At 71.8% G+C, this 19617-nt stretch carries 17 protein-coding genes and 1 riboswitch; of the genes, 10 read left to right on the top strand and 7 right to left on the bottom strand.

From position 1 onward, the window contains the following. The first annotated feature begins 199 nt into the window (after nucleotides 1-199). On the top strand, nucleotides 200-3829 hold the full coding sequence (locus tag ACWDZ7_RS00890) for an AfsR/SARP family transcriptional regulator (RefSeq protein ID WP_451793795.1): 3630 nt from the start codon (nucleotides 200-202) through the stop codon (nucleotides 3827-3829). 3 nt (nucleotides 3830-3832) lie between these two features. Here the strand turns inward: ACWDZ7_RS00890 and rocD are convergent, their stop codons facing one another. Next, nucleotides 3833-5131, bottom strand: a complete 1299-nt coding sequence (gene rocD / locus ACWDZ7_RS00885; protein ID WP_451793794.1) for an ornithine--oxo-acid transaminase — start codon at nucleotides 5129-5131, stop codon at nucleotides 3833-3835. A 147-nt stretch (nucleotides 5132-5278) separates the two neighbouring features. Beyond that, a riboswitch (ZMP/ZTP riboswitch) is annotated at nucleotides 5279-5369 on the top strand. Nucleotides 5370-5409: 40 nt separating this feature from the next. Here rocD and ACWDZ7_RS00880 point away from each other — a divergent pair. Then, the gene (locus ACWDZ7_RS00880; protein WP_451793793.1) at nucleotides 5410-6693 is read left to right on the top strand and encodes a serine hydroxymethyltransferase; all 1284 of its coding nucleotides are present in this window, start codon (nucleotides 5410-5412) and stop codon (nucleotides 6691-6693) included. Between the two features lie 8 nt (nucleotides 6694-6701). Here ACWDZ7_RS00880 and ACWDZ7_RS00875 read toward each other — a convergent pair whose 3' ends face one another. From ACWDZ7_RS00875 to ACWDZ7_RS00865, 3 genes are all read right to left on the bottom strand, one after another. Continuing rightward, complete coding sequence (locus ACWDZ7_RS00875; RefSeq protein ID WP_451793792.1) at nucleotides 6702-7424, bottom strand: hypothetical protein; 723 nt, start codon at nucleotides 7422-7424, stop codon at nucleotides 6702-6704. A 77-nt stretch (nucleotides 7425-7501) separates the two neighbouring features. Further along, nucleotides 7502-8380: a hypothetical protein gene (locus tag ACWDZ7_RS00870; RefSeq protein ID WP_451793790.1), complete on the bottom strand. Its 879-nt coding sequence runs from the start codon at nucleotides 8378-8380 to the stop codon at nucleotides 7502-7504. After that, nucleotides 8373-8921 (bottom strand): RNA polymerase sigma factor, encoded by a 549-nt coding sequence (locus ACWDZ7_RS00865; RefSeq protein WP_451794144.1) that lies wholly within the window; start codon nucleotides 8919-8921, stop codon nucleotides 8373-8375. Before ACWDZ7_RS00865 ends, ACWDZ7_RS00870 begins: the two co-directional genes overlap by 8 nt. Nucleotides 8922-9063: 142 nt before the next feature. Here ACWDZ7_RS00865 and trpS point away from each other — a divergent pair, with 142 nt between their 5' ends. The 4 genes from trpS (at nucleotide 9064) to ACWDZ7_RS00845 (ending at nucleotide 13205) form a co-directional block, all read left to right on the top strand. After that, complete coding sequence (trpS, locus tag ACWDZ7_RS00860; RefSeq protein ID WP_451793789.1) at nucleotides 9064-10077, top strand: tryptophan--tRNA ligase; 1014 nt, start codon at nucleotides 9064-9066, stop codon at nucleotides 10075-10077. An 85-nt stretch (nucleotides 10078-10162) separates the two neighbouring features. Beyond that, complete coding sequence (locus tag ACWDZ7_RS00855) at nucleotides 10163-10744, top strand: 2'-5' RNA ligase family protein (RefSeq protein ID WP_451793788.1); 582 nt, start codon at nucleotides 10163-10165, stop codon at nucleotides 10742-10744. Between the two features lie 37 nt (nucleotides 10745-10781). Beyond that, nucleotides 10782-11975, top strand: a complete 1194-nt coding sequence (locus ACWDZ7_RS00850; RefSeq protein WP_451793787.1) for a hypothetical protein — start codon at nucleotides 10782-10784, stop codon at nucleotides 11973-11975. A 9-nt stretch (nucleotides 11976-11984) separates the two neighbouring features. Further along, nucleotides 11985-13205 carry a hypothetical protein gene (locus ACWDZ7_RS00845; protein WP_451793785.1) on the top strand — a complete coding sequence of 407 codons (1221 nt, stop codon included), beginning with the start codon at nucleotides 11985-11987 and terminating at the stop codon, nucleotides 13203-13205. Nucleotides 13206-13231: 26 nt separating this feature from the next. On the opposite strand, the gene ACWDZ7_RS00840 is transcribed toward ACWDZ7_RS00845, so the two are convergent. Together ACWDZ7_RS00840 and ACWDZ7_RS00835 are read right to left on the bottom strand one after the other, a co-directional pair. Continuing rightward, complete coding sequence (locus ACWDZ7_RS00840) at nucleotides 13232-13987, bottom strand: decaprenylphospho-beta-D-erythro-pentofuranosid-2-ulose 2-reductase (protein WP_451793784.1); 756 nt, start codon at nucleotides 13985-13987, stop codon at nucleotides 13232-13234. A 13-nt stretch (nucleotides 13988-14000) separates the two neighbouring features. After that, nucleotides 14001-15380, bottom strand: coding sequence for an FAD-binding protein (locus ACWDZ7_RS00835; protein ID WP_451793783.1), 1380 nt, complete (start codon nucleotides 15378-15380; stop codon nucleotides 14001-14003). A gap of 176 nt (nucleotides 15381-15556) precedes the next feature. Here ACWDZ7_RS00835 and ACWDZ7_RS00830 point away from each other — a divergent pair, with 176 nt between their 5' ends. The 4 genes from ACWDZ7_RS00830 to ACWDZ7_RS00815 are packed head-to-tail and all read left to right on the top strand — an operon-like array spanning nucleotide 15557 to nucleotide 18462. Then, a complete protein-coding gene (locus tag ACWDZ7_RS00830; protein WP_451793782.1) occupies nucleotides 15557-16078 on the top strand; it encodes a phosphatase PAP2 family protein in 522 nt (173 codons plus the stop codon). Continuing rightward, nucleotides 16071-17030 carry a decaprenyl-phosphate phosphoribosyltransferase gene (locus tag ACWDZ7_RS00825; protein WP_451793781.1) on the top strand — a complete coding sequence of 320 codons (960 nt, stop codon included), beginning with the start codon at nucleotides 16071-16073 and terminating at the stop codon, nucleotides 17028-17030. The genes ACWDZ7_RS00830 and ACWDZ7_RS00825 overlap by 8 nt, the downstream gene beginning before the upstream one ends. Before the next feature lie 2 nt (nucleotides 17031-17032). Next, on the top strand, nucleotides 17033-17521 hold the full coding sequence (locus ACWDZ7_RS00820; protein WP_451793780.1) for a GtrA family protein: 489 nt from the start codon (nucleotides 17033-17035) through the stop codon (nucleotides 17519-17521). After that, complete coding sequence (locus tag ACWDZ7_RS00815) at nucleotides 17509-18462, top strand: YihY/virulence factor BrkB family protein (protein WP_451793778.1); 954 nt, start codon at nucleotides 17509-17511, stop codon at nucleotides 18460-18462. Before ACWDZ7_RS00820 ends, ACWDZ7_RS00815 begins: the two co-directional genes overlap by 13 nt. Here the strand turns inward: ACWDZ7_RS00815 and ACWDZ7_RS00810 are convergent. Continuing rightward, nucleotides 18407-19615 carry a D-alanyl-D-alanine carboxypeptidase family protein gene (locus ACWDZ7_RS00810; protein ID WP_451793777.1) on the bottom strand — a complete coding sequence of 403 codons (1209 nt, stop codon included), beginning with the start codon at nucleotides 19613-19615 and terminating at the stop codon, nucleotides 18407-18409. The two genes, ACWDZ7_RS00815 and ACWDZ7_RS00810, sit on opposite strands and share 56 nt — an antisense overlap. Nucleotides 19616-19617: the final 2 nt, after the last annotated feature.

Below are 19617 nucleotides of genomic sequence, written 5' to 3'. Positions count from 1 at the left end.
CCGGCTCGGCGGCTTGCGCCTCGGGCCGGTGAGCTTCGTGACCGCGGGGTCGCTGTCACGGGAACCACCGTGCCGGGGGGTGCGCACGGAACGCTGACGGTCCACGCACGGCGGCTCTTGAGGGGCGCACGGCGAGCGGACCGCGGGCAGGAGGGCGTACCGCCACGTCATACGGCGTGGCCCCGATTAACGTGACCACATGCGATTCGAGGTGCTTGGCCCGCTGACGGTGCGCGCGCAGGACGGGACGGCCGTGCCCGCCCCGGAGCCGAAAGTGCGCGCGCTGCTCGCCGCGCTCCTCGTACGGGCGGGCCGCCCGGTCCCGGTGGACACCCTGGTCGACGACCTCTGGGGCGACAGGATGGTCCCGTCGTCCCCCGCCAACTCCCTCCAGACGAAGGTCTCCCAGCTGCGCCGTGCGCTGGATACGGCGGAACCGGGGGGCCGCGCCCTCGTGGTGTACGGCCCCGCCGGATACGAGCTGCGGGTCCCGCCCGAAGACGTGGACGCGGCCCGTTTCGCTTCGCTGACCTCACGCGCGTACGAGACGGACGCGGACGACGTCCGTACGAAAGTGTCGCTCCTGACCGACGCGTTGGCGCTGTGGCGCGGGCGCGCGTACGCCGACTTCCGCGACGCCGCGTTCGTGCGCGAGGCGGTCTCGCGCCTGGAGGAACAGCGCCTCACCGCCCAGGAGACGCTGTCCGAGCTGCGCCTCGAGCTGGGCGAACACGTCGCGCTGGCGGACGAGTTGGCCTTCTTGGTCGCGCGCGATCCACTGCGTGAACGGCTGCGCGCCGTCCATCTGCGCGCCCTGTACCGGTCCGGCCGCCCGGCCGAGGCCCTGGACTCCTACCGCGACCTGCGCCTGCGCCTCGCCGACGAACTCGGCATCGACCCCGGCCCCGAACTCGCCGCCCTGCACGAGGCGATGCTGCGCCAGGACCCGGGCCTGGCGGCGCCGACCACGGCACACGCCGCTCCCCCGTCCGCCGCGGCGGAACGCCCTCTGACGAACCTGCCCGCCCCGACCACGGGCCTCGTCGGCCGCGAGCCGGCGGTCGCCCGCGTACGCGACCTGGTCCGAACCGCCCGCCTGGTCACGCTCACGGGCCCCGGTGGCGTCGGCAAAACCCGCCTGGCCCTGGAATCGGCGACCGGCCTGACGGCAGACTTCCCCGACGGCATCTGGCTGGCGGAACTCGCGGGAACGCGCGGCGAGGTGGTGTCCACGGTGGCGGCGGCACTGGGCATCCGCGATGACGGGGTGGCGCTGGGCGTTCGCGACGGTGGGGCGGCCGGGGTGGAGTCGGCGCGGGCGGCGGTGCCGGGCGTGCGCGACGACGCGGTGGTGCCGGACGTCCCGGGCGTCCCCGGCGTTCGCGACGATGCGGTGGTGCCGGGTGTTCGCGACGATGCGGCGGCCGAGCAGTGGCTCGGCCGGGCCCTGGCAGGTCGACGGCTCCTTCTCGTCCTTGACAACTGCGAGCACCTACTGGGCCCCGTCGCCGACATGGCCACCGCGCTCCTGCGCCACGCCCCGCACGTACGGATCCTCGCCACCAGCCAGGAACCCCTCGCCCTCTCCGGCGAGACCCTGGAAGCCGTCGCTCCGCTCGGTGAGGAGGAGGCACTGCGGCTCTTCGCGACCCGCGCCGCGGCCGCCGCGCCCGGCTTCACCCTGGACGACGGGAACCGGGAGGCCGCCGCCCTGATCTGCCGCCGCCTGGACGGCATCCCCCTGGCCGTCGAACTGGCCGCCACCCGCGTACGCGCCCTCGGCGTACACGCCCTCGCCGACCGCCTGCACGACCGGTTCCGCCTCCTGAACCAGGCCCGCCGCGACGCCCCGGCCCGCCAGCGGACCCTGCGCGCGATGATCGACTGGAGCTGGGAACTCCTGACACCCCCGGAACGCCGAGCCCTCCGCCAACTAGCCGTCTTCCAAGGAGGCTTCACGCTGGCCGGTGCGGAGGAGGTCATACCGACCCCGGCACAGACCGCACCAGAACAGACCGCACCAGAACAGACCGCCCCTGAGCAGACCGATCTGGAGGATGGAAATGAGGGTGAGGGTGAGGGTGAGGGGGACACCCTCGACCTGATCACCCGCCTCGTGGACCGTTCCCTCCTCGCCCCGGTCACGGACGCGAGAGACCCGCGTGACCACCACGCCGAGCCGCCTGAGATCCGCTACCGCATGCTCGAATCCGTCACCGCCTACAGCCTCGAACGCCTCGACGAGGCCGCCGAGACCCTCACCCTGCGCCGCCGCCACGCCCACTACTTCGCCACCTTCGCCGAACGCGCGGCCACCGCCCTGCGCGGCCCCGACCAGCGGAGCTGGCTGCGGCGCCTGGACCGCGAGACGGTGAACCTGCGTACCGCACTGGAGTGGTCCGTCACGGACGCCGATGCCACGACCGCCCTGCGCCTGGTCAACGCCCAGACGTGGTACTGGTTCCTGCGCGGCCGCCTACGCGAAGCCATGCGCTCCCTGGACACGGCCCTGAACCTGCCCCTGCCCACGCGGTCGACCACCGCCGAAAGCCCGGCAACCGGCGCCGAAGGCGCGGCGCTCGACACAGTGGAAGGTAGACCAGTGGAAGGCAGAGCAGCGGAAGGCAGACCAGTGGCCGCCGCCGCAGCCGAAGGCAGGGCCACGGGCGGGGCAGCGGCAGCGGGTGGCGCAGTCGCAGGCGCGGCGGTCGACGCCCCTGACCTGCCCCCACGAGGAACCGACCCCGGGGAGCCCCCGGCGGACGACGCGGCCCTCCAATCGGCCCGCACCGCCGCCGCCTCCGCGCACGCGGCCTTCGCCCTGCTGACCGGCGAGGACGCCCGCGCGCACGGCCGGACGTGCGAGCGCGGGCCCACCACCCCCGCCGACGCACGTTCTCGCTGGCTGCTCGCCTTCGCGCGGTGCGGGTTCGACCACACCCCGGACGAGACCGCCCGCGTGGACGCGCTGCTCGCGGAGTTCCGCGCCGCGGGCGACCGCTGGGGCGAGGCCGCCACGCTCTCCACCCGTGCCACCCGCGCCCTCTACCGCGGCGACCTCCCCGCCCTGCGCCGCGACGCCACCCGCAGCGCCGCGCTCTTCGCCGAACTCGGCGACCGCTGGGGCCAACTTCAGTCCTCCGAACAGCTCGGCGTACTCGCCGAAATCGCCGCCGACTACGACACGGCGGCCCGACTCCAACGCGACGGCATGCGTGGCGCCGAAGAACTCGAACTCTGGACGGACGTCTCCTTCCGCCTCTCCCGACTCGGCCGCCTGGCACTGTTGACCGGCGACGATCCCGCCGCCACGGACTTCCACACACGCGCGGCCCGCCTCGCCGCGCAGCAGACGCACCGCCCCGCCCAACAGTTCGCCGAGACAGGCCTCGCCATCGGCGCCCGCCACCGCGGCGACCTGGACACGGCGGAGGAACTCCTCCTTCCCTGGCTCGACTTCAACCGCCGCTTCGGCGTCGACTCCGGCACGGCCCTGATCCTCGCCCACCTCGGCTACGTCGCCGAACAGCGCGGTGACCCGGGCCGCGCGGAGCACCTCCATCGCGAGGGCCTGGCCGTGGCCCGCACGACGGGGGACGAGCGTGCCGTGGCCCTGGCCCTGGAAGGTCTCGCGGGCGCCAGATCCCTGGCAGGCGACCACGCCTACGCCGCCGGCCTCCTCGGTACGGCCGCCAGAATCCGCGAGGCGACCGGCGCCCCACTGCCCCCGGCGGAACGCACCGACACCGACCGTGCCTCCCGACGCTGCCGCTCGGCCCTGAGCGACGCCGCCTTCGAAACGGCGTACGAGAAGGGAGCAGACGCCTGACCCCTAACTGAGGACTGCCCGCAGCTGAGCCAACCCCCAGTCCAGGTCCTCCTTACTGATCACCAGCGGGGGAGCGAGGCGGATCGTCGCGCCGTGCGTGTCCTTGACCAGCACCCCGCGATCCATCAGCCTCTCGGAGACCTCCCGACCCGTGCCGAGCGACGGGGCGATGTCCACGCCCGCCCACAGCCCCCGCCCGCGCACCTCCGTCACCTTGCCGGTCCCGGACAGCAGCCCCAGCTCGGCGTGCAGATGCTCACCCAGCTCCGTGGCCCGCTCCTGGAACTCACCCGTCGACAGCATGGCGATCACCTCCAGCCCCACGGCGCAGGCGAGGGGGTTGCCGCCGAACGTCGACCCGTGCTCGCCCGGCTTGAACACCCCGAGCACATCCGCGTCGGCGACCACCGCCGACACCGGCACGACCCCACCCCCGAGCGCCTTGCCCAGCACATACACATCCGGCACCACGCCCTCGTGCTCACACGCGAACGTACGCCCCGTCCGGCCGAGCCCCGACTGGATCTCGTCCGCCATGAAGAGCACCCCGCGCTCGCGGGTCAGCTCCCTGACCCCCGCCAGATACCCGGCGGGCGGCACCAGCACCCCGGCCTCGCCCTGGATCGGCTCCAGCAGCACCGCCACGGTTTCGTCGGTGACCGCGGCCCGCAGCGCTGCCAGATCCCCGTACGGCACGATCTCGAACCCCGGGGTGTACGGCCCGAAGTCCGCCCGTGCCTCCGCGTCCGTGGAGAAGCTGACGATGGTCGTGGTCCGGCCGTGGAAGTTGTCGGAGGCGACGACGATCCTCGCCCGCCCGTCCGGCACGCCCTTGACCCTGTACCCCCACTTCCGCGCGGTCTTCACGGCCGTCTCGACGGCCTCCGCGCCGGTGTTCATCGGCAGCACCATCTCCTTGCCGCACAGCTCCGCCAGGCGCGTACAGAACTCGGCGAACCGGTCGTGGTGGAAGGCACGCGACGTCAGCGTCACGCGATCCAGCTGCGCCTTGGCCGCGTCGATCAGGCGGCGGTTGCCGTGCCCGAAGTTGAGCGCGGAGTACCCGGCGAGCATGTCGAGGTAGCGGCGCCCCTCGACATCGGTCATCCACGCACCCTCGGCCGAGGTGACCACGACGGGCAGCGGGTGGTAGTTGTGCGCGCTGTGCTCCTCCGCCGAGGCGATGAACTGACCGGTGACCGAACCGGCGCCCGCTCCAGCGGTCGATGAGGGCGACGAGGGCGATGAGGATGGTGGCTGCGGTGGCTGCGGTGACGAAGATGACGCAAACGGGGATGACATAGTCGACACGGGGTCTCCGTTCGTCCTGCGGCATGGCGCGATTGCGGCGGCCGGGTTGGCCGGGTTGGCCGAGCCCTCCACGTTCTATCGTCGCTCGCATCGCGGACGAAGAAACCTGCCACAACGGCGTGCCCGCTATGGTGGCCCCAACAGCACGGCGACTGGCGCACGGGGAATGAACCCCGAGGAAGCCGTGCGAGGCAGAACCTTCGAGGTGCCGCCCGCCTGGGCACCCCGGGACCACGACCGGACACTTACCGCTCGCCCCGGAGGACGCCATGACTCTCCCTTCCTCTCCCTCTCGCCATCACCCCGCCCTCGCCGCCGAGGACCCGGAACTCGCCGCACTCATCGGCGCCGAGGAACAGCTCCAGGCCGACACCCTGCGGCTGATCCCCAGCGAGAACTACGTCTCCTCCGCGGTCCTCGAAGCCTCCGGCACCGTCCTGCAGAACAAGTACAGCGAGGGCTACCCGGGCCGCCGTTACTACGAGGGCCAGCAGAACATCGACCCCGTCGAGCGCCTGGCCATCGCCCGCGCCAAGGACGTCTTCGGCGTCGAGCACGCCAACGTCCAGCCCTACTCCGGCTCCCCGGCCAACCTCGCCGTCTACCTCGCCTTCGCCGAGCCCGGCGACACCGTGATGGGCATGGCCCTGCCCATGGGCGGCCACCTCACCCACGGCTGGGGCGTCTCCGCCACCGGCAAGTGGTTCCAGGGCGTGCAGTACGGCGTACGCCAGGACACCGGGCTCATCGACCTCGACGAGGTGCGCGACCTCGCCCTCAAGGAACGCCCCAAGCTGATCTTCTGCGGCGGCACGGCCCTCCCTCGCACCATCGACTTCGCCGCCTTCGCCGAGATCGCCCGCGAGGCCGGTTCCGTACTGGTCGCGGACATCGCGCACATCGCCGGTCTGATCGCGGGCGGCGCCCACCCCTCACCGGTGCCGCACGCCGACGTGATCTCCACGACCACCCACAAGACCCTGCGCGGCCCGCGCGGCGCGATGCTCATGTCCCGCGAGGAGCACGCCAAGGCCATCGACAAGGCGGTCTTCCCCGGCCTGCAGGGCGGCCCGCACAACCAGACCACCGCGGCCATCGCGGTCGCCCTCCACGAGGCGTCCACGTCCTCCTTCCGCGACTACGCCCACGCGGTCGTCGCCAACGCCAAGGCCCTGGCAGAGGCGCTGCTCGCCCGCGGCTTCGACCTGGTCTCCGGCGGCACCGACAACCATCTGATCCTGATGGACCTCACGCCCAAGGACGTCCCGGGCAAGGTGGCCGCCAAGGCCCTGGACCGGGCCGGGATCGTCGTCAACTACAACACCGTGCCGTTCGACCCCAGGAAGCCGTTCGACCCCTCGGGTGTCCGTATCGGCACTCCCTCCCTCACCTCCCGTGGTCTCGGCACGGAGCACATGGCGACCGTCGCCGACTGGATCGACCGCGGTGTCGCCGCCGCCGGCACCGGTGACGAGGAGGCGCTGACGAAGATCAGGGCCGAGGTCGCCGACCTGATGGCCGCCCACCCGGCCCCGGGTCTGCCGACGGACTGACACCCGCCTCACTCCCGGCGCCAGGACACCTCCTGGACGTCCACCAACTCCTGCCGGGGACCCGGATCTTCCTCCTGAGCCCCCCGGCGTCGGAGCAGCAGCACCCCGGCGGCCCCCGCGACCGCGCCGCCCGCCGCGCCGGATATCGCCCAATGCCAGCCCGTGCTGTCGTCGTCCGCGGGGCCCGTCCCCCGGTCGGCGGCGCGCGAAGGGCCGGTCTCCTGCTCGGGCTCGGGCTTCGACCACGCGGGTGGCGGTATCCCGGCGCTGCCGTTCTTCGAGGCCTTGCCGAGCATCCCGATGTCCTTCAGCAGCGCGCGCAGCCGAGCCGGGTCCTCGGCCTTGTGCCAGGAGCCGTCCATGGTCTCCATGTCCATCGATGTGTGGATCCATATGTCCTGGGCGGCGCCCGTGTCCGTCGTCGGCTTCGTCCTCGGATAGACGCGGTCCACCCGGCCCGGCTGCACGTCGTGGAGCAACCAGGTCACGTTGATCTGCCGGGCCCCGTCCCCCACCTCCAAGCCCGGTGGCATGTCACCCCGGCCCCGGTTCGGGCCGCCGAGCAGGGACTGCAACGCGCCGAACTCTCCGTCGGTGCCGTTGAGCGCCTTGGTCTGCCCGCTCTCGGGCGAAGCCACCAGCACGCTCGTCACCCCGCCCGCCGCTGCCTGCGATGCGCTCACCAGGACCACCGCCGCGCCCGCCGCGAGCGCCGCCAGCCGCCTCACCATCCGCATGTCCATCCCCCAGCCGCCCGTCGGTGCGGCCCCTCCGCACCGATTCACTTCTGGTACACCGCCCGAGCCGTTCAGGTTCCCGATTCGGACGGCCCGGTCGGAACGGATTCCGCGATGTCCAGTGCCCGCTCCCTGGACGCCACCCCTTCGAGCCGCAGCGTCAGCTTCTGGCCCCGCGTCCACAGCAGGGTCGGGCCCGCCGCCCGCTCCGAGCGGGTCCACCGCTCACCGTCCTCGTCCCGCATCCAGAACGTCAGCCGATGCGGGCGCGCGAACCACAGGCCTTGATCACGCCCGACGTCCACGAAGTCCGGCAGCTCCCGCACCGTCTTGCCGAACCCCGGGTCGAGGAGGGCCGGGAACTCGTCGAGCCGTACCGTCCGGCCGCCTTCGCGCCAGCAGAGGCTGACCAGGTCGCGGCCGCCCGGCTCGCGCGTCACCGACACCGCGTCCGGCGTGCCGAGCGACTGCGGCACCGCCGGCGTGAACCCGGACCGGCTCCGCGCCTCCTCCAGCGACACCGGATCACCGCAGCCGGGCACGCCGCGCCCGGCCGACGGCGACGCCGACGGGTCGTACCGCACCTCGACCCCGCCGAAGTCGAACCATTCGAAGACCGCCGCCCGCACCGGTGGCGTGAGCGCGAGCACCGTGAGCACTCCGCACAGCCCGGCCGTGACCACCCGCCACCGCGCCCGCAGCCCGTGCCGCAGACCGCGCCGCAACCGGCGCAGCCGCTCGGCGGGGCCGGTCGGCTCGGGGGCCGGGGGCGGGACGCTCTCCGCGAGTATCTGCGCGATGACACGCTCGGCCATCGTCTCGCCGCCCGCGCCGCCCGCGCCGCCCGCGCCACCCGCGCCCCGCGCGTCCATCGAGCGGCCGAGCGCCCGCAGCTCCTGCCGGAGCCGCTCGCGCTTCTCGCCGTCCGACTCGCCGTGCCGCTCACTCATTTCCCTCACCTCCTTCCCCGGGAAGCAGCCGGCCCAGGGCGCGCAGCGCGCGGTTCAACCGGGACTTCACCGTGCCCCTCGGCCAGCCGAGCGCCTGGGCCGTCTCCGCCTCGTCCATCTCCAGGAGATAGCGGTAGGTGACGACCATGCGTTGATCTTCGCCGAGCTGGTCCAGGGCGGCGAGCAGCGCCGTCCTGCGCTCGTCCCGCACGGCGGCCACCGCCGGGTCGGACGATTCCGGTATCAGTGGCTCCGCCTCTATGAGCGCCGCCTCCCGCCCGACGACCGACCGCTGTCGGACCGCCGAACGCACTGTGTTCCTCGTCTCATTGGCGACGATCGCGAGCAGCCACGGCTTGAACGCCGAGCCGTCCCGGAACCGCCCCAGCGAGCAGTACGCCTTGAAGAAGGCCTGCTGCACCACGTCTTCCGCGTCCGATCCCGCGCCGAGTGCCACCGCCGCCCTGAGTGCGATGCCGGTGAACTCGCGCACCAATTCCGCGTACGCCTCCGCTTCTCCGGCGCGCACGCGGGCGATCACCGCACCTTCGTCGACGACGCGGCCCCCCTCCAGGACCTCCCCCTGTGTCCTCACACTCTTGATACACCGGTCGGGTGCGATCGGTTCCCACCGTCCCAAGCCTGTTTCCGAGCTATGAGAGTGACCTGAGAGAATGGGCCCCATGGCCTCTGAACGACCTCGTGTGCTCTCCGGGATCCAGCCCACCGCCGGCTCGTTCCACCTCGGCAACTACCTCGGCGCGGTCCGCCAGTGGGTCGCGCTGCAGGAGTCCCACGACGCCTTCTACATGGTGGTGGACCTGCACGCGATCACGATTCCGCAGGACCCCGCCGAGCTGCGTGCCAACACCCGGCTCGCCGCCGCCCAGCTGCTCGCCGCCGGTCTCGACCCCGAGCGCTGCACGCTCTTCGTCCAGAGCCACGTCCCCGAGCACGCCCAGCTCGCCTGGGTGATGAACTGCCTCACCGGCTTCGGCGAGGCCTCCCGTATGACGCAGTTCAAGGACAAGTCCGCCAAGCAGGGCGCCGACCGCGCCTCCGTCGGCCTGTTCACGTACCCGGTCCTGCAGGTCGCGGACATCCTGCTGTACCAGGCCCACGAGGTCCCGGTCGGCGAGGACCAGCGCCAGCACATCGAACTCACCCGTGACCTCGCCGAGCGCTTCAACGGCCGGTTCGGGGAGACGTTCACCGTTCCGTCGGCGTACATCCTCAAGGAGACGGCGAAGATCTACGACCTTCAGGACCCGTCGATCAAGATGAGCAAGTCGGCGTCCACGCCGAAGGGTTTGATCAACCTCCTCGACGAGCCCAAGGCCACCGCCAAGAAGGTCAAGAGCGCCGTCACCGACACGGACACGGTGGTCCGCTACGACGTGGCGGAGAAGGCGGGCGTCAGCAACCTCCTCGGCATCTACTCCACGCTCACCGGAACCGGTATCGCGGAACTGGAGCAGAAGTACGTCGGCAAGGGCTACGGTGCGCTGAAGACCGACCTCGCCGAGGTCATGGTCGAGTTCGTGACCCCGTTCCGGGACCGCACCCAGGAGTACCTGGACGACCCGGAGACGCTCGACTCGATCCTGGCCAAGGGCGCGGAGAAGGCACGTGCCGTCGCCGCCGAGACCCTCGCGCAGGCGTACGACAGGGTGGGCTTCCTGCCCGCCAAGCACTAGCCCCGCCTGACCGAGCACGACAACCGCACCGCGCTGTTCAGCGAGCAGCGCCCCCTGCCCATCGACACGACGACAGGAGTACGACGTGGGGACCGTAACGATCGGCGTCTCGATCGCGGTCCCGGAGCCACACGGCAGCCTGCTCCAGGAGCGGCGTGCGGGCTTCGGGGACCCCGCGGCGCACGGCATCCCCACGCACGTGACCCTGCTGCCTCCTACTGAAGTGGACGCGTCCGCGCTGCCCGCGGTCGAGGCGCACCTCCTCTCGGTCGCGGCGGCCGGCCGGCCCTTCCCGATGCGGCTTTCGGGCACGGGCACCTTCCGTCCGCTGTCACCCGTCGTCTTCGTGCAGGTGGTGGCGGGCGGCGCGGCCTGTTCCTGGTTGCAGGAGCGGGTGCGGGACGCGTCGGGGCCGATGGCGCGCGAACTGCAGTTCCCGTACCACCCGCACGTCACGGTGGCGCACGGCATCTCCGAAGAGGCCATGGACCGGGCGTACGAGGAGCTTTCGGAGTACGAGGCCGAGTGGCCCTGCACCGGATTCGCGCTGTACGAGCAGGGGTCCGACGGTGTCTGGCGCAAGCTGCGCGAGTTCGTCTTCGGCGGCCCCCTGGTGCCCCCTCAGACGCCTTCCCCGGCCGTCCGGGGTACGCTGCCCGCTCGCTGACCGGGGGAGCCCCCGGTCGGCCCGTGCCGGGGGGATCATGCGTAGATCAGTGGCCGCCGTCGCCGTGCTCGCCGTCATGGCGGCCGGCTGTGGCGCGGAGAAGCGCGGCAGGGAGGCCGACGCCGAGCCGGACAAGCCGCGCCCGACCGGGCTCTCCTGGGCGTACGAGCGCATCGACGACGGGAACGGCGAGCTGGTCGACGGGGCCGCCATGGCGCCGGACGACATCTGGGCCCTGGGCAGCGACGGCGTCGGCGCGGACGGGCGGCTGGTGAAGGGGCACCTGCTGCACTTCGACGGCGAGAAGTGGTCGCGGAAACCGATGCCGGTCGCGGGTGTCCCCGGTGTCTCGCGCATGGAGTCCCTGGGGTCGGCGGGCATCTGGCTGAGCACTGTGGAAGGGACCGCCGCGGCACCGGAGAACGCCCGCTACGCCCTCTGGGACGGCACCCGCTGGGGCCCCGTGAGGAACGCTCCGACGGGCCCGCTCACGGACGTCGAGGTCATCGCGCCCGACGACGTGTGGGTGCTCCAGGGCGATGGCACGGTCACGCACTGGGACGGCAGCCGCTGGGCGGTGACGCCCATGCCCGCAAAAAAGGTCGTGGCCCTCGCCGGTTCGGCCCGGGACGACGTGTGGGCGGTCGGCTCCCGCACGACGGGGCCTGGCATCGGCGGCGCGGGAGGGCAGGTGTCGCAGCCCGCCGCGATGCACTTCGACGGCGAGAAGTGGACGCTCACCAAGACCGGGACGTTCCGCTTCTCCGCCCCGGTGCCGCCCGAACCCTTCGCCGCGTTCAGGGAGATCGACGTCGCCTCCAAGACGTACGCCCGTGTCTCCGGGGACCATTCCTTCAAGGGGTACGACGCGGAAGAGAACCCCGACCCGCGGCCGTCGTCCTTCACGCTGCGCTGGGACGGCTCCCGTTGGACGCGGGACAAGCCGTTCTCCGGAGCGTGTGAGTATCGGCGTCCGGTGATGAGGGACGGCGACGGCGGCTTCTTCATGGACGGCAACTGGCACCTTGCCGCCGACGGCACCTGCACCAAGATCAAGAAGCCGCGGCTGCCCAACGCCGGAGGTGTGCGCCCGGAGTCGCAGCAGCAGCTCTGGCTCCAGAGGATCGTTCCGGTGCCGGGCACGGACAAGGTGATCGGTTTTGGGACGGTCGACGTGTTGCAGAGCGGGGCGCCCGCGTCCAAGGCCGTCGTCGTCACGCTGAAGCGCTAGGGGCCTGCCATGAAGAAGACAGCAGCGGTCCTGGCCGTCCTGGCCCTCTCCGTGGCGGGCTGCGGCAGCGACGACCGGGGTACCGCGCGGCGTCCCGCGACCGGCTCGCCGGCTTCCGCCGAAGGTGGCTCGTGGCGCCTGCAGTACGTCGACAAGGCGGCGAAGGGCGAACTGACCACCGTCACCGCGCCCTCCGGGGACGACATCTGGGCGGCGGGCTATGAGAGGGGCGACGGCAGCATGACCGACGATCCCGACGACCAGTACCTGCTGCACTACGACGGCACCGACTGGCGGCGTCAGAAGCTGCCGGCCGAACTCGACGGGAACATCCACCGGCCGCGTCTCGACTCCTCGGGACCGGACAACGTGTGGATCTTCGGCTCCGGCCTCGACTCCGACCCCGACTCGGTGCAGAGCGCGGCACGCTGGGACGGCGCCCGCTGGCACCGTGTCCGGTTGCCGCAGGGCGAAGGCGCCGTCGAAGAGGTCAAGGTCTTCGCCCCCGACGACGTATGGATGCTGCGCGGCTCGCGACAGATCACGCACTGGGACGGCACGCGCTGGAACGCCCATGCGCTGCCCGCGGTGGCCACCACACTCGACGGCACGGCGAGCGACGACCTATGGGTGGTCGGTTTCCGCACCAGTGGCCCCGGAGTGGGCGGTGCCGGCGGTGAACTCAACCAACCCGCCGCGATGCACTGGGACGGCGCGTCGTGGACGACCACACAGACGCCGAACTACCGCTTCCCGGCGCCCGTTCCGCCGGAACCGGGAGCCTCCCTCGCCGGTGTGGAGGCGGTCTCTCCCAAGGAGGCGTGGGCGTACGGCTCGCACACCTTCAACCATGGAGAGGCCGAGAGGGAGCCCTCCATCGAGCACATACTGCTGCGCTGGGACGGCTCCCGCTGGCATGAGCGGAAGGGCGCGGACCAGGACCCGTGCCTCTCCAAGGCCATCGCCACGCACGGCGAGGACGGAGGCCTTCTCTTCGGAGTACGTCACTACCGCTCGCCGCAGGGCCGCTGCACCGAGCTGTCCTGGCCGCGCCTGCCCGCGAAGGGCGAGATCACGGCCAAGGGAAAGCAACAGCTCTGGCTCGACCCGATCGTCCCGGTGCCGGGCACGAGGAGGTTCGTCGGCGCGGGGAAGGTCTACGTGCTGCAGAGCAGCGGCCCGCTGACCCTGCCGGTGGTCGCCACGTACGAACCCCCGAAGGGCCGTTAGGCCGTCGGCCGCGCCTGTGCGGGCCCTCAGAGCGGCAGACGCCGGAACACCGGCCTCGGTACGTGCCGCAGCGCCGACATGACCACCCGCAGCGCCCCGGGTACCCACACCGTCTCCGAGCGTCGCCGCAGACCGGTCTCGATGGCCTCCGCCACCGCCTCCGGAGTGGTCGCCATGGGAGCCTCCTCCAGGCCCGCCGTCATCTTCGAACGCACGAAGCCGGGGCGGACGACCATCACATGCACCCCGGTGCCGCACAGCGCGTCTCCGAGGCCCTGGGTGAAGGCGTCCAGGCCCGCCTTGCTGGAGCCGTAGATGAAGTTGGAGCGGCGTGCCCGCTCGCCCGCGACCGAGGAGAGCACTACCAAGGAGCCGTGCCCCTGGGACTGCAGCGCCCGCGCGCACACCAGGCCCGCGGAGACCGCCCCGGTGTAGTTGGTCTGGGCGACGCGCACCGCGGAGAGGGGTTCGTCCTCGTCGTGCGCCTGGCTGCCGAGGATGCCGAAGGCGAGCAGCACCATGTCGATGTCGCCCTCGGCGAAGATCTTGCCGAGGCTCTCCTCGTGCGACTCGGGGTCGAGCGCGTCGAAGGCGACGGTGCGCACGTCCGCCCCCATGTCGCGCAGCCCGGACGCGGCGCTCTCCAGGGCCGGTGAGGGGCGGCCGGCCAGCCACACCGTGCGGGTGCGGCGGGCGACGAGGCGCCGGGCGGTGGCGAGCCCGATCTCCGAGGTGCCGCCGAGGACGAGCAGGGTCTGAGGGGTGCCGAAGGCGTCTTTCATGAGTACCGGTCTCCTAGAGGGCGAGGCGGCGCGAGAGGTCCGAGCGGAACACGCCGCGCGGGTCAAGATCGGCGCGCAGAGCGCGGAAGTCGTCCAGCCGCGGATACATCGCGGCGAGCATCTCGGGCCGCAGCCGCGAGTCCTTGGCGAGGTAGACGCGCCCGTCGACGGCGGCCACTTCCTCGTCCAGCTCGTCGAGGAAGACGCCGAGGCCCGGCAGGTTCGCGGGAATGTCGAGCGCGAGCGTCCAGCCGGGCATCGGGAACGACAGCCAGCCGGGATCGCCCTCTCCGAAGCGCTTCAGTACGGCGAGGAAGGACGGGCAGCCGCGCTCCGAGATGCGCCGTACGACGCGGCGCAGGGCCTCTTCCTTGCCGTACCCGACGACGAATTGGTACTGGACGAAACCGCCGCGTCCATAGATGCGGTTCCAGTGCGGGACGCCGTCCAGAGGGTGGAAGAAGGCGGACATCTTCTGGAGCTCACCGGTGCGGGAGCGGGGCGCCTTGCGGTACCACAGCTCGTTGAAGAGACCCACCGAGGCCTTGCCGAGCAGCCGTTCCGGTACGAAGGAGGGGGCGGCGGGGAGTTGAGCCGGGCGGAACGCGAGCGGGGCTCTACGCGCGCGTGCCCGTGCCGGAAGCGCGTCCAGGGGGGCGTGGTCGCCACGGGTCAGGACCGAGCGGCCCATGGACGTCCCGCGCGCGAGGAGGTCGATCCAGGCCACCGAGTAGCGGTAGCGGTGGTCGGTCGCGGTGAGGCGGGCCATCAAGTCGTCGAGGTCCGTCGCGCGCTCCGTGTCGACGCACATCAAGGACGTCTCTACCGCCTGGAGCTGGACCGTCGCCGACACGATGAGCCCGGTCAGGCCCATGCCGCCCGCCGTGGCGTCGAACAGGGGGGTGCCCGGTGTGACGGTGTGGACCGTGCCGTCGGCGGTGAGCAGGTCCATCGCGAGCACGTGGCGGGAGAACGACCCCGAGACGTGGTGGTTCTTGCCGTGGATGTCGGCGCCGATGGCCCCGCCGACCGTCACATAGCGGGTCCCCGGAGTCACCGGCACGAACCAGCCGAGGGGGAGCAGGACTTCCATCAGGCGGTGCAGCGAGACGCCCGCGTCGCAGACGACCGTGCCCGCGTCGGCGTCGATGGCGCGCACCCGGTCCAGGCCCGTCATGTCGAAGACGTCGCCGCCCGCGTTCTGCGCCGCGTCGCCGTACGCCCGGCCCAGGCCTCTGGCGATGCCGCCCCGCTCGCCGCAGTCGCGTACGGCCGCCGCGGCCTCCTCCTGTGTGCGGGGTCTCACCAGCCGGGCTGTGGTCGGGGCCGTGCGGCCCCAACCGGAGACGGACACGGCTTCGGAGGGCGTCAGAGCGGGGGAGTCGGCAGGCATGGCACCGACCGTAGCGCCCGCTTAGAGGTGCTTCGCAATAAATCATCCCTACTCTCACCGAAATGGGTGATTGAGCGAGTGTCATCCAAGATTGCCGGAATTATTTGAGGGTTGGCTAGAAGAGTCGAGGTGCCCAGCTCTCGAATCTCTTCGGATGTCTTCGAAAAAGAGGCCACATGCACGACATGGACCACAGGTTGCTGTCGGCCCTGCGCGACTGCGGCACCGACCCGCGCGTGGCCACCGCCGCGCGCACACTCTCCTGGAGCGGCGAGCACGGAGCCCTCTGGATCACCGCCGGGCTCGTGGGCGCCGCCGTGGACCGCGAGCGGCGCGGCGGCTGGCTGCGCGCGACGGCGCTGACCGCCGCCGCCCACCTGGCCAGCATGGGCGTCAAGCGGGTCGTCCGCCGCCCACGCCCCGAAGGCCCAGGCGGCACCGAACCTCTCGTGCGCACCGCGGGCCGGCACTCCTTCCCCAGCTCGCACGCCACCTCGGCGGCCGCGGCCACCGTCGCGTACGGAGCGCTGCGCCCCGTCGGCGCCCGCCTCGTGCCACCGCTGGCCGCCGCGATGTGCGTCTCCCGGATGGTCGTCGGCGTGCACTACCCCTCGGACGTGGCCGCGGGCGCGGCGCTCGGCGCGCTCACCGCGCGCGTGGGAGCCGCCTGGGTGAACGGGGGCCGCAGCCATGCCTGAACGTATCTCCACCGTCCTGGAGCGCCCTCGTCCGCGCCAGCCGTCCCGGCCGGGCCCCATCAGCCTGCCGCTCGGCCTTCTGAAGACCGCGCGCCCCCGCCAGTGGGTGAAGAACGTCCTGGTCGTCGCGGCCCCCGCGGCGGCGGGCGAACTCTTCTCGCGCCATGCCCTCACGCAACTCGCGATCGTCTTCGGACTGTTCACGGCCGCCGCGTCCGCCGTCTACCTGATCAACGACGCGCGCGACGCGGACGCCGACCGCGCCCACCCCACCAAGTGCCGCAGGCCGGTCGCGGCAGGGCAGGTGCCGGTACCCATCGCCTACACCGTCGGAGGGCTCCTGGCGGCCCTCGCGCCCCTGGCCGCCGCCGTCCTGTGCACCCCGCTGACCGCAGCGCTCCTGGCCGCGTACGTCGGCATGCAACTCGCCTACTGCGTCAGCCTCAAGCACGTCCTCGTCGTCGACCTCACGATCGTCACGACCGGCTTCCTGATGCGCGCCATGATCGGCGGCCTCGCGCTCGACATCCCGCTCTCGCGCTGGTTCCTGATCACCACGGGGTTCGGCGCGCTCTTCATGGTCTCCGCCAAGCGCTACTCCGAAGCCGTCCAGATGTCCGCCGGCACGGAGAGACTGGGCGCCACGCGCGCGTTGCTCACCGAGTACACCACCGGCTATCTGCGCTTCGTATGGCAGCTGGCCGCCGGGGTCGCCGTCCTCGCGTACTGCCTGTGGGCCATGGAAGAGGGCGGCAGCACGGCCAACGGCAGTCTGCTGCCCTGGCGTCAGCTGTCCATGACGGCCTTCATCCTCGCCATCCTGCGCTACGCCGTCTTCGCCGACCGGGGCACCGCGGGCGAGCCGGAGGACGTCGTCCTGCGGGACAGGGCGCTCGCCGTGATCGGCATGGTGTGGGTGGCGATGTACGGGCTCGCCGTCGCGGACTGGTGAGTTTGAATTCCCTACGCGGACGTCTGCGGACGCTCGGACCCGAACTGCTGGGCTTCGCCGCCACCGGGATCTGCGCGTACGCGGCCGACCTCGGCCTCTTCGTCTGGCTGCGCGGACCCGTGGGCATGGACCCGCTGACCGCCAAATCGCTCTCCTTCGTAGCGGGCTGCTCCGTGGCGTACGCGGGCAACGCGCTCGGCACCTACCGGCGCAGGCACACCGGGGTCTCACGGCTGCGCCAGTACGCGGTGTTCTTCGCCGTCAACGTCGCCGGCGCCCTCGTCCAACTGCTGTGCGTCGCCGTGTCCCACTACGGGCTCGGCCTCACCTCGCAGCGCGCGGACACCGTCTCGGGCGCCGGAGTCGGCATGGCCCTCGCCACCGTTCTGCGGTTCTGGGGAACCCGGACGCTGGTGTTCCGCGTGTCGGGCGGGACTCGGGGCACGACTTCGGACAGGACAGCAGGCAGGGAGGCCTCATGGACTGGCTGAAGAGACTGCCCGGCATCGGGCCGCTCGTCGAGAAGGGCATGGGCACGCACGCGTGGCGCGCCTACGAACGGCTCGACGGCGTCCACTGGACCCGCCTCGCGGCCGCGATGACCTTCATCAGCTTCCTGGCGCTCTTCCCGCTGCTGACCGTCGCCGCCGCCATCGCCGCGGCGACGCTCTCCAAGAAGCAGCAGAACACCCTTGAGGACAGACTCTCCGAGCAGGTCCCCGGCATCTCCGACCAGCTCGACCTCGACGCCCTGGTCGCCAACGCGGGCACCGTCGGCCTCGTCGCGGGTGCCCTGCTGCTCTTCACCGGCATCGGCTGGATCGGCTCCATGAGGGAGTGCCTGCGGGCCGTCTGGGAGCTGCCGGACGAGGAGGAGAACCCCGTCCTGCGCAAGGTCAAGGACGCCAGGGTGCTGATCGGGCTGGGCGGCACGGGCCTCGCCTCGTTCGCCGCGTCCGCGCTCGCCTCGACCGCCGTCGGCTGGACCGCCGACCTCCTCGGCATCGACGAGACGGGCTGGGGAGCGGTCCTGCTCCAGGTCGCCGCGTTCGCGATCGCCGTCCTCGCGGACTTCCTGCTGCTGCTCTACGCCCTGACGCTGCTGCCCGGCGTCCAGCCGCACCGGCGCGACCTCCTCACCGCCGGGCTGATCGGCGCGGCCGGTTTCGAGCTGCTCAAACTGCTGCTCGGCGGCTACATGAAGGGGGTCGCCGCCAAGAGCATGTACGGCGCGTTCGGCGTGCCCGTGGCGATGCTCCTGTGGATCAACTTCACCGCGAAACTGCTGCTGTTCTGCGCCGCCTGGACGGCGACGCAGAAGACCGCACATACGGCGGAGCACCCGGACGCCGCGGAGGGCGAGGAGACTCCCGCTGTCAGTCCTGACGCGGGCGACGGCCGGCCTGGCCCGGCAGCGGCATCCGGCGCCTGACGACGAAGACGCCCGCGGCGAGCAGCACGACCACGCCGCCCGTCACCGCCAGCGCGACGCCCATGCCGCTCGACCCTCCGTCGGAGGCGTGCGCCATCTTCGCGGCGGCGGCGCCGCTCTTGCCGTCACCGCTGCCCGGAGCGCCCTTGCCCGCACCCGTGGCACCCTTCGGCGCGACCAGCTCACCCACCGGGTCGACCTTGCCCGCGGCCTTGAAGCCCCAGTCGAAGAGCCGCTCCGTCTCCTTGTAGACCGCGTGGGGCTCTCCGGAGGAGGGGTTCATGACGGTGACAAGGAGGACCTTGCCGCCGCGTTCGGCGACACCGGTGAAGGTGTTGCCCGCGTTCGTGGTGCTGCCGTTCTTGACGCCCGCGATGCCCTTGTAGGGCTCGACGCCCAGGGCACCGGTGAGCAGCCGGTTGGTGTTCTGGATCCCGAAGGACTCGCGCTTCGTCCTGCCCTTGTTCTTGCCCTTGGTGATCTTCTTCGTCTCACCGGGGAACTGGGCGGTGGCCGTCGAGCAGTACTCCCGGAAGTCCTTCTTCTGGAGCCCGGAGCGGGCGAACAGCGTCAGGTCGTACGCCGAGGAGACCTGCCCCTTGGCGTCGTAACCGTCCGGCGAGACCACGTGGGTGTCCAGGGCCTGGAGGTCCTCGGCGTGCTTCTGCATGTCCTTGACGGTCTTGTCGACGCCGTCGTTCATCGCGGACAGGACGTGCACCGCGTCGTTGCCGGACCGCAGGAAGACACCGAGCCACAGGTCGTGGACGGAGTACGTCTCGTTCTCCTTGATGCCGACCATGCTGCTGCCCGCGCCGATGCCCTCCAGGTCGGAGAGCTCGACCTTGTGCTTCTGCGTCTTGGGGAACTTCGGCAGGACCGTGTCCGCGAAGAGCATCTTGAGGGTGCTCGCCGGGGGCAGCCGCCAGTGCGCGTTGTGCGAGGCGAGGACCTCGCCCGACTCCGCGTCCGAGACGATCCAGGAGCGCGCCGAAAGGTCCTTGGGCAGCACGGGGGCGCCCGACTTGAGCTTCACCTGGGTGCCCGGCTCGCCGAGCTGTGCGCCGCCGACGGTCGACATCGAAGCGGGCGGCTTCGGCTGGTCCTTGTCGTCCGGCTTCCCGTCCGCGAAAGCGGGGGCGGTGGCGGACATCG

It is taken from the genome of Streptomyces sp. NPDC003032, from assembly GCF_053591415.1.
The sequence above is the reverse complement of the archived record's forward strand: the minus strand, read 5'-3'. Positions and strand labels throughout refer to the sequence as shown.